Source organism: Marinicrinis lubricantis (assembly GCF_042658665.1).
Classification (GTDB): Bacteria; Bacillota; Bacilli; order Paenibacillales; family KCTC-33676; genus Marinicrinis; species Marinicrinis lubricantis.
Genome location: NZ_JBHSQV010000186.1, coordinates 149291 through 164646, shown reverse-complemented (window position 1 = coordinate 164646; position 15356 = coordinate 149291). Strand labels below are relative to the sequence as shown.

The following is a 15356-nucleotide window of genomic DNA, read 5'->3' as shown; positions in this document are numbered from 1 at the left end:
CATTTGTTCCGAATGGTATTCGGGGTTCCCTTAAGGGAACGTAATAGACTTATTCGCTCGCTGTTCAGTTTTCAAGGATCAATCCGCATCAATTACCGCACCTTCCGATGCTTATGATGCTTCTTTTCGATCATCGCTTCAGGAGTAATGTCCTTGAGGCGACTTTCATAATATATCACGGACTGCAGCATAAAGTCAATTATATTATGCATGGCAATATCAACCAATCCCTTCTTTATCCTTTTCTCAGATTAAATAATAAACCAATGCACGGCAGAAATGAGCAGTAATCCAGGCAATCCTAACAATACAATCGTACCGATCGTATAAAAATTTATGGCGATTTCCATCGAACCGAGCCAATCCAAACCATTAATAAGATAAAGAGCGATGCCTGCTAGGGCGATATTGCTCATCGCATAACCCAGCCATTTCATCGCACCCCTTTTTCTGAGCAGCATCCAAACCAGCAGCAGAAGCGACACGGACAAGCAGCCGATCCATACGTATGTCATTTCGCCACCTCTTTTCCATCAGGGACGGTTGGCGGGCGTTTTGAAATTCCCAATTCAATCAGATTCGTTAGCTGCTTTTGCTTTGCTTGGCGGATCAACATTTCGTAACGTTTCTCCGCCGCCTCAAGCGCATATATCGCATAATCGACCTGTTCCATGCCGACAACGACATCCAAACGGTGATAAGCAACATCCCACTCTAACTTTGCTTTCTGGATTTCCTCCAATAACAGTTCTTCTTCCAAAGGCTTTGCTTTTTTGCGCAGCTTATTCATCCAACTTGTCCAGCTCAAATCAATCCCTCCCGCAAGCTTGTACGATATATACATAGATTTGCGGGCACGGTTTTAGAACTAAAATCTTGTGTTTAAAGCCAACAATACAACAGAAAAGATCTGGCAGCAGAACTTTATTATTTTTCCTTCAAGGATACAAAACCATTTTGTAAAATAAAAACAGCCGGGATCATCTGAACCCCAGCTGCACATTTTTCTCACTACAACAGTTCTCTTCTGCCTTCCAATGCTTTGGATAACGTGACCTCATCTGCATATTCTAAATCTCCGCCGACAGGTAAACCGTGAGCGATTCGCGTCACCTTGATGCCGAACGGCTTGATTAATCGCGATAAATACATGGCCGTCGCTTCACCCTCTATATTCGGATTCGTCGCAAGAATCAGCTCTTGAACCTTCTCATCGCCAAGCCTTTTTAATAATTCGGCCATTCGAATCTCATCCGGTCCGATCCCCTCAATAGGAGAAATCGCACCATGCAAAACGTGGTACAACCCCTGATATTCCTTCGTTCGCTCCATGGCAATCACATCTTTAGGCTCCTGAACGACGCAGATCACGGAAGCATCCCGATGCTTATCCTGGCATATTCTGCAGGGCACAACATCCGTAATGTTGCAGCAGACCGTACAATACTGCAAATTTCTTTTCACATTGACTAGCGCCTTCGCAAAATTCGTGACGTCTTCCTCATCCATACGGAGCACATGGAACGCTAGACGAGCAGCTGTCTTCGATCCAATACCAGGCAATTTCCCAAAAGCATCAATCAGTTTAGCAATCGGTTCCGGATAATACAATCCCAAAATCTCCTTTGATGTCAGATAAAATTAGAACAGGCCTGGGATGTTCATTCCGCCGGTAAATTTACCAAGATCTTGGCTGGCCATTTCATCTGCTTGCGTCATCGCATCATTAACAGCGGCTAAAATCAAATCCTGCAGCATTTCCACATCGTCTGGATCTACTGCTTCCGGCTTAATTTCAATATTGACCAGCTTTTTATGACCATTGACTGTAGCGGTCACGACCCCGCCTCCAGCGGTTCCTTCAACCGTTTTATTCCCGAGCTCCTCCTGTGCCTTCATCATTTGCTCCTGCATTTTCTTCACTTGCTTCATCATTTGATTCATATTGCCTTTCATATTCATTCATCTCCTTTGTCATCTTCTTTTATCGTGACCAAATCCTCGCCGAACAATTGGATCGCCTCACGAATCCAATCCTCCTGCTTGATCGCATCTTCTGATTCCTGTTCATGCTCCAGATAGAGCATTTCCGGCTGGCTGTCGTCCGACTTCGCCGAATCGGCCTGCTCCCACTCCTTCAGCATGACAGTCTCAAGCTGATAAGGGCTTCCTGTTACTTCTTGGATAACCTGTTCAATGATCTGTTTATTCTGAGGCTTTTCCGTCGTTTCCCGATGAATATTGTTTTTGAATGCTACTAAGATGTGCTGATCGGTCATCGAGACCGGTTCACCATCCATCAGCCAGGCATGAACCGTAATTCTTCGTTCCTTGACTTGGCCTAATATCTGCCCCCATTTGGGAAGGAGCTCCTTAATGCGACCTTTATTCTCAAGGAATGGCCCCAGATTCAGCTTTCGGCTCACCACAGACCTGGATGGAGCGGAAGGTCTTGACGGGGAAGAGGCGCTTCCTCCTCTACCCGCTCCCGGCTGCTGTACATCCAACTGCTTGATGTGTTTCTCCAATTCCTCAATTCGGCTCAACAGCTTTTGTACATCTGCCGATTGAACCGATGGCGCTGCAGCTTCCGCGGTGACCTGCCCCGCATGAGCGGAGAGCGTGCTAAGCTTCATGACCGCGACTTCCAACAGCACCTTCGAATTGGGTGCATATTTCATTTCTGCATGGTAACGATTTAAAATATCGATCATCTCGAAAATCTTATCTTTACCATACTGTCCGGCTAAATCCGTAAACGATGACATATCAATGATTCGTTCCGTCATCCGAGTGGCTTCCGGCACAAGCTGAACGAGCAGCAGGTCCTGATAATACCCGATCAAGTGCTCCATCGTTTGTTCCGCGCTCTTGCCTTCCTGCATCCAACGATCGATCAAGGACAATGCATCTGCAGTACGCTGCGAAACAATACAACTCGCCAGTTCCTTAAACTGATCCGCAGCCAGCCCGCCAGTCGCCAAGATCACGTCTTCGTACGAAATCTGCCCTTCCGTATAGGAGGAAATTTGATCGAGCAAGCTTAAAGCGTCCCGCATCCCCCCATCCGAAAGTCTGGCGATATACTCAACGGCCCGAGCATCCGCCTGAATATTCTCCTCTGCGCAAATATGAGAGATCCGATCGACCTGCTCCTGCAGAGTAACCCTTCGAAAATCAAACCTTTGACAGCGGGATATGATCGTAGCCGGAATTCGGTGGGGCTCCGTCGTAGCGAGTATAAACATCACGTGCGGAGGCGGCTCCTCAAGCGTCTTTAACAAGGCATTGAAGGCTTCCGTCGTCAACATGTGCACCTCATCAATGATGTACACTTTCGTCCGGACTTCAGTCGGGGCATACTTCACCCGATCGCGGATTTCCCGAATCTCTTCTACTCCACGGTTCGATGCAGCGTCAATCTCCTGAACATCCATAACGGCGCCTTCAGTAATTCGGCGGCAGATTTCACATTCATTACAAGGCTCCGCGGCCGGCCCGTGCTCACAATTCACAGCCTTGGCCATAATTTTGGCCGCGCTCGTTTTACCCGTTCCCCGAGGACCGCTAAACAAATACGCGTGACTGAATTTCTCATCCTTTAATGCATTTTGCAGCGTTCGAATAATATGGCTTTGGCCGACGACATCAGCGAACCGCTGCGGCCGCCAAGCACGGTATAATGCAATATGGCTCATTACTTTTGTCTCCTAGCGCAAGCAATCTTTTTGCCTGTGTTCCATACATTATACTATAAGTAAAGGATGGAGAAAAACCTTCTTTTCAGTTAGTAAGGCAGGCTGATCGTGAACGTCGTTCCGTATCCTTTCGAGGATACACGGATGGCCCCTCCCAAGTCGTGAATGATCCGCTGACAGACAGAGAGCCCCAATCCTGTGCCATTCTCCTTCGTCGTAAAAAAGGGATCAAAAATCTTATCCACCAGAAAGGACGGGATGCCCGGCCCTGTATCATGAATCTCCAACAAAATCATCGCCTGCTCCTGGTCTATACGCTCTCGAATGGTCAAAGTTCCATCCTTGGACATCGCTTCTATGCCGTTTTTACATATATTGATGCATACCTGCTTCAGCAGTTCTTTATCCGCAACCACATACGGCAGTTGGAGCTCCGCTTCATAATGGACGTCAATATTGTGCAGGATGGCCTCATTATTAATGATCGGCAAAATTTCCCGAATGACCATGGAAACGTCTACTCGTTTCACATTTAATTCCTTCGGCTTACTGAGCATCAGAAATTCACTTACCAATTCGTTGATCCGATTAATTTCCGTAAGCATTAATTCCGTATATTCATGCTCTCTGAGCAGTCCATGCTCTCTCATCGTTTTTTTCAACACTTGTAAAAAGCCTTTGATCGAAGTTAACGGATTACGAATCTCATGCGCGGTGCCTGCGGCAATTTGACCAATCATCGCCAGACGATCACTGCGCTGCACCTGTTCCTCCAAAGACCGCAGGTTCGAAACGTCTTTAAATAAAATATAAGCACCTACGACTTTGCCCCAATCATCTTTAATCGCACTCGAGTCCAGCAGCAATTCATAGCGTTGATTTTGATTTGTCCAGGAAAAGGCATGGTTTTTTATGACGGCGCCTTCCAATATGGATCTTTGAACGAATTGATATTCCTTCGGAATCGGAGCAAATATTTCATCCAACGGATGCTGCAAAATTTGTTCCCGTTCGACCCCGAGTACCTTGCAGGCTGTGTCGCTTATATCAACCAATCTAAATTCATGATCGATTAAGAGCACCCCTAAATTAATGTCTTTTAAAAAGTTAGCGGAAAACTTGCGAATCAGCTTATCCTTCGAGGAATGCATTAAATCATACAGAACGACCATGTAGCAAAACATTCCTTCCCGGAACTCAATTCGGTAGGTTGCGGCGCTCGAAGAATACATCACACCTGACTTGTCTGCAATCTGAATCTTCGGAAGTGTGTTCGTTTGTGTGAATCCTTTAACCAACAACGATTGGGCGGATTCCGTTTCCGGAGACAGATCACGAAAACCAGTTCCTTTGATTTCTTCAAGGCTGTATCCAAGCTTGACCGTAAAAGCGGTATTACAAAACAGTACCTCCTCATCTTGATCCAGCACGACAACAGACTGAAAACAACATTGATTCAGGTAATTGTAAAGATCCTCCATGGAGGACGGTATTTGCATTAGGAGCGGAAAGGACAAGCTTTTCACCTCTCTCCAATATCTTACATATTATTTTCGATTTCCGAATGCCGTTTCCTCTCTATAAGGTCAATAAAAAAAGCATTCGATTCACTTGTTGAAACAAGCGATTCAAATGCTTCCTCAATATGATATGTAATACCGTGCACCTATCATCGATATTGCGACCCAAGCGCACCTATATCGCCAGCTCAGGCTGGGCGATCCTTCGGCACATGGAAGGTCCTGCTTACGGCTGCTTTCTTCCGAACCTGACCGGGTTCACAGGTTTCCATTGCGAAGGACCCAGCCGTCAACACTACGTGTATAGGCCGTCCTCACATCGACAATACCTCAGATAGGAATTCAACCCCGCTACAGCGGATTGCGGGTTACAGGGCACCGCTACCTCCCCATCTAGCACGGCAAAGACTAGTATATCGGATACAGCACAAAATATCAACCGTCTGCAAAAGTTACCAGTGCTGCCACTAGCCTATAGCTTAGCGTGCATGTTTCGTCAGTCCACCTGTTCATTACGATCCATGTTGCTTTTATCGCTTGTCAGATGGATGGTATAACGCGGCAGCATGTAAGTCAGTTGTTTGTAAACATTTTGTTCGATCGTTTCAATTTCTGCCCTGCTGTAGCCATCTGGTATCCCAAGTTTAATGTACAGGTCGCCCCCGTTAATATTCACCGTGTAGGTTTCGACCTCCTGAATACCGGACAAGGTTTGCTTTATTAATTGTGAGTCATTGCGGTAATTGTGATAACCCGGACTGAGCGGAAAGTTGGGATTGGCATTGGTTAAACCTAAGTATCCATCGTTTCCGTATGTTTTTACTTTATCGTTGTCACGACCGCAGGCAGTACTCATGAGAGCCGTTACCATCAGGATCAGCAGACAAATGATTATTTTTTTCATTCTCATCAATGAAAAAACCTCCCTTGGCTCATAGGATGAACCAACGGAGGCTTGTATATGACTGCGTCATAATGGTAAAAGACGCAAATCTTATAGACCGTATTTCTTTTTGAACTTATCCACACGACCGCCTGCGTCGATAAACTTCTGTTTACCTGTAAAGAATGGATGACACGAAGAGCAAATCTCCACGCGAACATTTCCTTTCACGGAACCCGTTTCAAAGCTGTTCCCACAAGCGCAAGTAACTGTTGTTACTTCGTATTTCGGATGAATACCTTGTTTCATTTCGTTCACCTCTTTCCGCCCTGAGTCTGTAACCGTCGACCCAGAGTAATAGACACATGAGTGAATTATAGCACGATCATATACTTGAAGCAACTTGTTTTATATGGCAGTTTTTCTCGAGTAAATGAATATTAAGCAGCTGTTCCTATACTTCTTTTTACTCCGTCTTAAGAAGCACTGATTTTATTTTTTCGTCCCTGACCTCCGCCTGGCTGGGAATCCAATGAAGCTAAAAACTCCTCATTCGTCTTCGTCTCATTTAATCGCTTCAAGAAGGCGTCGACAAACTCATGGCTGTCCTGCAGCGTTTTACGAAGCGTCCAAATTTTATCCAGATGCTCCTTGCTCATCAGCAGCTCTTCACGGCGTGTACCCGAACGGCGAATATCGATCGCAGGGAAAATACGACGCTCTGCCAGCTTACGATCCAGGTGCAGTTCCATGTTACCCGTACCTTTAAACTCCTCGTAAATGACATCGTCCATTCTAGATCCTGTCTCAACTAACGCCGTAGCCAAAATCGTCAGACTGCCCCCTTCTTCCACATTACGGGCAGAACCAAAAAATCTTTTCGGCCGATGGAAAGCAGCTGGATCGATCCCCCCGGACAGTGTCCGGCCAGAAGGCGGAATGACCAAGTTGTACGCTCTAGCGAGACGTGTAATGCTATCTAACAAAATGACAACATTTTTCTTATGTTCTACTAACCTCAGCGCTCTTTCTAGGACTAATTCGGCTACCTTGATATGATTTTCTGGCAATTCGTCAAAGGTAGAGGCAATGACTTCACCTTTAACAGAACGCTGCATGTCCGTTACTTCCTCGGGACGCTCATCGATCAGCAGCACGAACAATTCCACCTCCGGGAAATTCGTAGATATGCTGTTGGCGATTTGTTTCAGCAGCAGCGTTTTACCGGCTTTGGGAGGCGCGACGATCAAGCCTCTTTGCCCCATCCCTACCGGAGCAAGCAAATCCATGATACGGGTTGCCGGTTGTTCAGGAGAGGTTTCTAATACAATCTGATCTTGAGGATACAGAGGGGTGAGTGCAGGAAAATGCAATCTTTCGGAGGCACTGTTCGGATTTTCACCATTCACCGCTTCAACATGAAGCAGACCGAAGTATCTTTCATTCTCTTTAGGCGGCCGGCACTTGCCGGATACCAAGTCCCCTGTTCGCAAATCAAACTTTCGAATCTGAGAGGCGGAAATGTAAATATCCTCTGGACTAGGCAAATAGTTAATCGGTCTAAGAAAACCATAGCCCTCCGGCAATATTTCTAATACACCTTGCATAAACATAAGTCCGCTTTGCTCTGCCTGAGCTCTTAATATCGCAAAAATAAGTTCTTTCTTTTTTAATTGACCATAATATTGAATTTGATATTTTTTTGCTAGAGCATAAAGTTCTGTCAGTTTGAGTGCCTCTAGGTCGGCAAGCGATAACTGGGAACTCTCCATATGCATTACACCACACTTAATCTAGAAATTTATTTATTATATAGCATTGCCTTGTCGCTTATACCTTATTCATTCTTCCTTTTTTCTCCATACTTCGGCTCCGAGCATGGTTAAATTCTCAACAAGTTGATCATAACCCCTGTCAATGTATTCCAGACCCGTAATTTCAGAAACACCTTCATCGGCAGTCAATGCGGCAATCACAAGTGCTGCACCGGCCCTTAAATCGGTAGCTTTGACTTTGGCAGCGTTTAATTTTGAATATTGTATGATCGCAGACCTGCCTTCGAGCTTAATATCTGCACCCATGCGAATCAATTCGGGAATATGCTTATAACGATTGCTGTATACATAATCGGTAAGAACACTAATGCCCTCTGCTTGAGTTAACAGGCTTGTCATGGGCGATTGCAGGTCTGTAGCAAAACCGGGATATACGAGAGCTTTTACATCGATTCCCTCATAGCGAGGTTGTCCAATAATTCGAATCGATTCATCCATTTCTTGAACCTGAACACCCATCTCAAGAAGCTTTGCCGTTACGGCTTCCATATGCTTCGGTATAATTTGATCAATAACAACATCTCCACGCGTAGCAGCCGCTGCAATCATATAAGTACCGGCTTGAATGCGATCGGGTATGATGGAATGCCTGCAGCCCTGCAAAGCTTGTACACCTTGAATGCGGATCGTTTCGGTACCGGCGCCAGCAATTCTTGCGCCCATGGAGTTCAGTAATGTAGCTACATCTATAATTTCAGGCTCTTTAGCCGCGTTTTCAATAATTGTGGTTCCTTTTGCCCTTGAGGCTGCCAGCATAATATTGATCGTTGCACCGACGCTGACAACATCCAGATAAATTTTTGCTCCAGTCAGTTGTTTAGCTTTGATGTGTATAGCGCCCTTCTCATTCGTTACTACAGCACCTAATGCTTCAAATCCTTTAATATGTTGATCGATTGGCCGCGGTTCAAAGTTGCATCCGCCGGGCAGACCGACAACAGCTTCACCAAAACGACCCAGCAGTGCCCCCATTAAGTAATAGGATGCTCTAAGCTTTTTTACATTGCCATTTGGAAGCGGTACAGAAATCGCCGAAGATGGATCAATCCACATGGATTCACCTTCGAACTTTACGGAGCAACCGAGCTCCTCCAGCAGTTCTTGATAAATCATCACATCACTGAGTTTGGGCATATTGTCCAAAATGACTTGAGATTCAGCTAAAATAGCTGCAGGGATAAGAGCGATTGCACTATTCTTGGCACCGCTAATGCGAACCGTTCCCTTGAGGGGCCGGCCTCCGGTGACCATCAATTTTTCCAGCATGTTTACTTGTCCTCCCCCGAGGGTTTAAGTCGTAACTCCCAAGTGCCATTTTATATGGGTTTAGCAAAAAAAGAAAGGGGGAATTCATCAAGAACGGTTTCTTCGATGAATTCCCCCTTGTTTTTAGAGCATATCCAATGCAATATGCATATTTTATGCTTGATTGCTGCTGCCGAACAGTTTAATTTTGGAACGAACGACCTCGATCATTGCATTCCGAGCAGGTGTTAAATATTTACGAGGATCATATACGTTAGCATCTTTATTCAATACTTCGCGGATAGCATCGGTGCAAGCCACTTGGTTTTCGGTGTTTACGTTGATTTTGCCAACGCCTGCTTTAATGGATTGTTGAATCGCATCATCAGGTACACCGGAACCGCCATGAAGCACGATTGGTACAGGAACAGCCTTTGCAACCTCTTCGATAATATCGTAGTGGATTTTAGGCTCGCCTTTATACATACCGTGTGCAGTACCGACAGCGATTGCCAAGCAGTCTACGCCAGTTTCTTCGTAGAAACGGATCGCTTCTTCAGGTTTTGCAAGCGCAGCGTGTGCCTCGTCCACAGCGATGTCATCCTCAACGCCGCCGATTGTACCGAGCTCTCCTTCAACGGAAACGCCCATGGCATGTGCCGCTTTAACAACTTCCTTGGTCAAGCGAATATTTTCTTCCAATGTATAGTGAGATCCGTCGAACATAACAGAAGAGAAGCCGGCGCGGATACATTGCATAGCCACTTCAAAGCTGCTGCCGTGATCTAAGTGAAGAGCGATCGGAAGTCCCGATTTCTCAGCTGCTGCTTTCGCAATTGCGACAGTAAATTCTAATCCCATGTATTTAATCGCGCCTTCGCTGACACCATAAATAAATGGGGATTTTTCTTGAATTGCAGCTTCCATGATGGCTTGCGCAAATTCAAGGTTATTCATGTTAAACTGGCCTACTGCAAATTTGTTTGCTTTTGCTTTAGGCAAAAACTCGTTCATCGATACCAATGGCATGATTTCTTTTCCTCCTTCAACTGTTTCCGAAAATAACACGCCTTTTATTATACCACAGCCAAGCAAGGAATGGTATGAGGCTTGTCACAAAACAGGAAACTTTAAGTAATATTCATCTTGACCTGTCCAACCTTAATTACTTTTCCCCATTACTTATCGGGTAAATCATATACGATCCTTGAAACGGGCAAAAAAAATAGCCCTGGGTTAGGGCTATTCATTACACAGAGCAACCATGATTAAGATGTCCATTGACCGCTGAACGCAGCTCATCAATGTCGAAAGGCTTGGTGAAGTGCATAAGTGCGCCAAGGTCAGTCGCCTCTTTTATCATGTCTAATTCACCATACGCCGTCATCATGATGACTTTAATTTCCGGGTTCCATTCTTTAATATGTTTCAAAATCTCGAGCCCGTCCATTCCCGGAATTTTCATATCCAGCAGCACCAATTCCGGTTTTTCCTTCTTTACGATCTCGAGCGCCGCTTTGCCATTTGAGGCTTGGAACGTCTCGTACCCTTCACTGCTGAAAACCTCTGTCAGCAAAATGCGTATTCCGTTCTGATCGTCGACAATCAGCAGTTTTTTCTTCTCACCGCTCCCCATGATATTACCTCCAAACAGAGATGGTTGACCGCATCTTTTTTTGCAGCTATCTGCGTTATCTTAAAAGTAAGTTCGCCACAAAATTGGGATTTCCTTCTGTAAGGAAAATAATATGCATGTTTTTGACAAAAACATCCTGTTATTCAGATGCTTTAGGCTTGCTTCTTTAATTCGAGCGCTGCCCGTACGAAGTTCTTAAACAATGGCTGAGGTCTGTTAGGTCTGGATGTAAATTCTGGGTGGAATTGAACCGCCAGAAACCATGGGTGATCCTCGAGTTCGACAATTTCAACCAAACGACCATCAGGTGATGTGCCGGAAATTTTTAATCCAACGCCTTCCAGCAGCTCACGATATTCATTGTTAAACTCATAGCGGTGTCTATGCCGCTCATAAACCAGCTCGTCCTCATAGCACTTCATCGCCAATGAACCTTCGGCAATCTTGCAAGGATAAAGTCCTAATCTCATCGTGCCGCCAAGATCTTCAATATCCTTTTGCTCTGGAAGCAGATCGATGACAGGATACGATGTGGTTGGATTTATTTCAGAGCTGTTCGCCCCTTCCAGCTTGGCTACCGATCTTGCATATTCAATGACAGCTACCTGCATACCCAAGCAGATTCCAAAGAAAGGAATTTTATTTTCTCTCGCATAGCGAATCGCTGATACTTTGCCCTCAATACCGCGATCACCGAATCCTCCAGGCACGAGAATACCGTCAACGCCCGCTAAAATCTCACCTACGTTATCGTCGAACAATTCCTCTGCGTTAACCCACCGGATTTTCACTTCGGCATTGCAATCGAAACCGGCATGACCTAAAGACTCCACAATGCTTAAATAAGCATCATGCAGAGCGACGTATTTCCCTACTATGGCGATTTCAGTCGTTTTCTCCAAATTCTTGACTTTATGAACAAGACTTTCCCATTCCGTCATATCCAAAGCTCGATTCGGCAGCTTCAAGTGATTCACTACAATTTCATCCAAGCCCTGATCTCTAAGCATAAGCGGAACTTCATATAATGTATCAGCGTCGATGCACTCAACGACAGCGTTCGAATCAATATCGCAGAACAGCGCCAGTTTCCGTTTCATTTCATCCGTGAGCGGATGCTCTGTGCGGCAAACAATCACTTGCGGCTGAATACCGATGCTTCTTAACTCCTTTACGCTGTGTTGGGTAGGCTTTGTCTTCACTTCACCCGCAGCTTTAAGGTAAGGAATTAAGGTGACATGAATATACATGACGTTCTCGCGACCGACTTCGCTTTTAATTTGACGAATCGCTTCAAGAAACGGCAAACTCTCGATATCCCCTACGGTGCCGCCGATTTCGGTAATAACGACATCCGATCCCGCTTCTCTAGCAGCGCGATATACTCGATCCTTGATCTCATTCGTAATGTGAGGAATCACTTGCACCGTTCCGCCTAAGTATTCGCCTCTGCGCTCCTTCGTGATGACCGAGGAGTATACTTTCCCCGTCGTTACGTTGCTGTTTTTCGATAAATTAATATCGATAAACCGCTCATAGTGCCCTAAATCCAGATCCGTCTCTGCACCGTCATCCGTAACGAATACTTCCCCATGCTGATAAGGACTCATCGTTCCAGGGTCCACGTTAATGTACGGATCGAACTTCTGGATCGTTACCTTAAAGCCCCTGTTTTTTAACAATCTTCCTAAAGAAGCAGCCGTAATCCCCTTTCCAAGGGAAGAAACAACTCCTCCGGTCACAAAAATGAACTTTGCCACGATCTGTTAACCTCCTAGCACACCGCATTGTTCTGTCTATTTTTTCCCTTGGGGACTAACATCATTTCCTCCAAATAGAGGATTCCGAATGGTGGAAATGCAGCTGTTTGGACGAGGGTGTATATATTATAATGGCCCAAACAAACCATAAACCCACGAAAAAATCAGCTTTTCGCGGGAATATTGTGAAAACCTGCGCTCCTCATGCTTCGCACCTTCATGATCATCACAGGTTATTTACTTCTGAAACCGTCTGTAAAACCTGGTTCAACGACTCATCATTTGAAGCTCATCGAACGAAAATGTTTTATGGCCAAAACCGATTTATTTAAAGCGGCCCTGCCAAATGCAGACTTATCCATTTTTTCTTGGTAAAAAAAATAAAGTACTCCCGTAAGAACGAGGCACTTTAATTTGTTCCAAATCGAAAATACATGTTCGATGTACCTATTTACGATTAGACACTTATTTAGCCCATGCAATAGTTTACTCTCTGCACTTGGCCCTGTCAAGAGAAGAGAGAGGAATTAGTCCTCTTCTTCATCGAAGGTAAGATCTTCTTCCTCTTCTTGATCTTCTTCCTCGTCGTCAATCAATTCTTCATCCAGTTCTTCCAGCTCTTCATCCATATCTTCGTCGACTTCTTCATCCGCAAATTCTTCTTCCTCTTCCTCGTCGTCCACAGCATCGTAATCCACGTCTTCATCGTCGCTGCCTTCATATTCCTGCTCGTCTTCGAACAATTCCTCATCTATATCATCATCGTCGTCGTCGTTAATGATACGCGGACGTGAAGCACTCATTGGATCATCTGCCTTCTCAAGCGGATACCATCTCTTGAGTCCCCATAGGTTATTGCCTACACAAGCAAAGCGTCCGTCGATATTGATTTCCGTGTACAACTGGGCGATGACATCTAAAACTTCTTCCTCAGGAATCCCTTTGATTTTTGCCACTTCCTGCATGAGATCCCGATAATAAAAAGGCGTATTCGCGGCCTTTAATATAAGGAAAGCCAGATCAACCATCGGCATTTCTCGAGCTTGTTCGTCCGTAATTTTCAGAGTGTATTCGCTGCTCACGCATTACACTTCCTTTCCAAGTGATATACGACTCTTTCGTCAACTATGTAATATATCATCCTTAAGTAAACCTTATTTTTTCCAAAAATGCAACTCCGCCTTTAAATCCATAAGATACCATATGCAGCCATAGTCAAACGCCAGCTTTATCAGCTTAACCATCATGTCTTTTCCTATACTGTCCTTCGGTGTAATTGCCACATCTATTCATCGATATGATCAATTTGCCAATAAGCTGCCTTTCGCCGATTCAAGACATTGCATGCAATTAGACAATGATTCCGTCACGAGAACTAAAAAAAAGCGAAGACAATGTCCCCGCTAAGACTGTATCCCAGGCCAGGCGATTCCGGTCAATAACCGAAGCTTTAAGCCCGAAATTCTTCTCCTTTCATCTTATGGACCTGCATCATAAACGGATACCGTTATTTGCCCATTCTGAGGAAATAAGGCCGTTGGCTTAGTCCCTGCCACCAGCTCCCACATAAAATACTGCATATCTGACACTTAATTGGGGAGGGAGATGCTTTGGATTATTACAGGTGGCTGCATCATATGAATTCCCTTCTGAAGCAAAAAAAGGCCTCTTCCGCACGCCAAATCGTGCAGTTCAAAAGCAAGAAGGAATATCAAAAGTGCTTACATCGTTTAAAGCAGTTAAAACGAAGCCTGTCCCACCTCCAACACATCCATCCTCTCGCATTCATTCATTCGTTCATGTTTCCTCTGCAGCTTCCTGATGTGTTCGATGCGCTGCCGAGTATTCGAAGCATTGAACCAGACCGCAAGGCCAAGGTACACGCCTTCCCTTCCTCCGTTGAAGTTATTTCGGAAAAGCCATTCATTCCCTGGGGAATCCATCAAATTAGAGCTCCTAAGGCTTGGCGTAAATCGATGGGAGAGGGAGTCCACGTCGCGGTTATCGATACAGGCATCAATTATAACCATCCTGATTTAAGACATTCGATCTCAAGTGGAATCAATGTGCTCCGTCGCTTTCATCTCCCCATCGATGACAATGGGCACGGTACGCATATTGCCGGCACGATTGCTGCCTCTTCCCGCGGATCCGGGATGCTCGGTGCAGCTCCCCAGGCGATTATCCACCCTGTGAAGGCATTTGACATGAACGGAAGCGCCTATATATCCGATATTATCTTAGGATTGGATTGGTGTGTACGCCACCGCATACAAGTCATTAATATGAGCTTCGGCATGAAGGAGAAAAGCAGCGCCCTGATGGCAGCAATTCAAAGAGCCGTGGACGCTGGATGCATTGTGCTGGCATCTTCGGGAAATGACGGAAAGCGAGGCGAGATTGACTATCCAGCCCGATTCGCAGAAACGATATCTGTCGGTGCCACGAACACGGATCGAAAAATCGCCAAATTCAGCAACCGCAGCGCGGATGTTGATATTTATGCGCCGGGAGAGCAGATTTTGTCCACATGGACTCGGCACCATTATAATGAACTGAGCGGCACTTCCATGGCTACATCCCATGTCACCGGTGTCATCGCACTGATGCTTGCTGTCAAGCCCGGTCTTACGCTGAAGCAGCTCAAATGGAAACTGCGGAAGCATGCTTCGCCCCTTAAAACGATCGCCCGAACAAAACAAAAGACCGCAGGCGAAGTCCATGCGCTGCGGGCTGTAGACAGCTTGCTTCTTCGCAAGAAGAGCAAGCGAAAATAACC

At 45.5% G+C, this 15356-nt stretch carries 15 protein-coding genes and 1 other RNA gene; 1 reads left to right on the top strand and 15 read right to left on the bottom strand.

The window, feature by feature from the left end:
* Positions 1–251: 251 nt before the first annotated feature.
* From ACFPXP_RS22000 to rpoE, 15 genes are all read right to left on the bottom strand, one after another.
* A complete protein-coding gene (locus ACFPXP_RS22000; protein WP_379896641.1) occupies positions 252–515 on the bottom strand; it encodes a pro-sigmaK processing inhibitor BofA family protein in 264 nt (87 codons plus the stop codon).
* On the bottom strand, positions 512–808 hold the full coding sequence (locus ACFPXP_RS21995; protein WP_379896640.1) for a YaaL family protein: 297 nt from the start codon (positions 806–808) through the stop codon (positions 512–514). The genes ACFPXP_RS22000 and ACFPXP_RS21995 overlap by 4 nt, the downstream gene beginning before the upstream one ends.
* A 203-nt stretch (positions 809–1011) precedes the next feature.
* Positions 1012–1611, bottom strand: a complete 600-nt coding sequence (gene recR / locus ACFPXP_RS21990; protein WP_379896639.1) for a recombination mediator RecR — start codon at positions 1609–1611, stop codon at positions 1012–1014.
* 30 nt (positions 1612–1641) lie between these two features.
* Entirely contained in the window at positions 1642–1956 is a 315-nt protein-coding gene (locus ACFPXP_RS21985; protein WP_379896638.1) for a YbaB/EbfC family nucleoid-associated protein, read from the bottom strand.
* A 2-nt stretch (positions 1957–1958) separates the two neighbouring features.
* Positions 1959–3698, bottom strand: a complete 1740-nt coding sequence (dnaX, locus tag ACFPXP_RS21980; protein ID WP_379896637.1) for a DNA polymerase III subunit gamma/tau — start codon at positions 3696–3698, stop codon at positions 1959–1961.
* Between the two features lie 89 nt (positions 3699–3787).
* Complete coding sequence (locus ACFPXP_RS21975) at positions 3788–5215, bottom strand: ATP-binding protein (RefSeq protein WP_379896636.1); 1428 nt, start codon at positions 5213–5215, stop codon at positions 3788–3790.
* 141 nt (positions 5216–5356) lie between these two features.
* Positions 5357–5620: signal recognition particle sRNA large type (ffs, locus tag ACFPXP_RS21970), an RNA gene on the bottom strand.
* A gap of 94 nt (positions 5621–5714) precedes the next feature.
* Positions 5715–6131: a hypothetical protein gene (locus ACFPXP_RS21965; protein WP_379896635.1), complete on the bottom strand. Its 417-nt coding sequence runs from the start codon at positions 6129–6131 to the stop codon at positions 5715–5717.
* Positions 6132–6212: 81 nt separating this feature from the next.
* Complete coding sequence (rpmE, locus tag ACFPXP_RS21960; protein WP_379896634.1) at positions 6213–6410, bottom strand: 50S ribosomal protein L31; 198 nt, start codon at positions 6408–6410, stop codon at positions 6213–6215.
* A gap of 167 nt (positions 6411–6577) precedes the next feature.
* A complete protein-coding gene (gene rho / locus ACFPXP_RS21955; RefSeq protein ID WP_379896633.1) occupies positions 6578–7873 on the bottom strand; it encodes a transcription termination factor Rho in 1296 nt (431 codons plus the stop codon).
* A gap of 69 nt (positions 7874–7942) precedes the next feature.
* Complete coding sequence (locus ACFPXP_RS21950; RefSeq protein ID WP_379896646.1) at positions 7943–9199, bottom strand: UDP-N-acetylglucosamine 1-carboxyvinyltransferase; 1257 nt, start codon at positions 9197–9199, stop codon at positions 7943–7945.
* Between the two features lie 156 nt (positions 9200–9355).
* Complete coding sequence (fba, locus tag ACFPXP_RS21945) at positions 9356–10210, bottom strand: class II fructose-1,6-bisphosphate aldolase (RefSeq protein WP_379896631.1); 855 nt, start codon at positions 10208–10210, stop codon at positions 9356–9358.
* A 220-nt stretch (positions 10211–10430) separates the two neighbouring features.
* Positions 10431–10817, bottom strand: coding sequence for a response regulator (locus tag ACFPXP_RS21940; RefSeq protein ID WP_379896630.1), 387 nt, complete (start codon positions 10815–10817; stop codon positions 10431–10433).
* A 152-nt stretch (positions 10818–10969) separates the two neighbouring features.
* Complete coding sequence (locus tag ACFPXP_RS21935; protein ID WP_379896629.1) at positions 10970–12577, bottom strand: CTP synthase; 1608 nt, start codon at positions 12575–12577, stop codon at positions 10970–10972.
* Between the two features lie 527 nt (positions 12578–13104).
* The gene (rpoE, locus tag ACFPXP_RS21930; RefSeq protein ID WP_379896628.1) at positions 13105–13659 is read right to left on the bottom strand and encodes a DNA-directed RNA polymerase subunit delta; all 555 of its coding nucleotides are present in this window, start codon (positions 13657–13659) and stop codon (positions 13105–13107) included.
* 528 nt (positions 13660–14187) lie between these two features.
* Here rpoE and ACFPXP_RS21925 point away from each other — a divergent pair.
* The gene (locus ACFPXP_RS21925) at positions 14188–15354 is read left to right on the top strand and encodes a S8 family peptidase (RefSeq protein WP_379896627.1); all 1167 of its coding nucleotides are present in this window, start codon (positions 14188–14190) and stop codon (positions 15352–15354) included.
* The last annotated feature ends 2 nt before the right edge of the window (positions 15355–15356 follow it).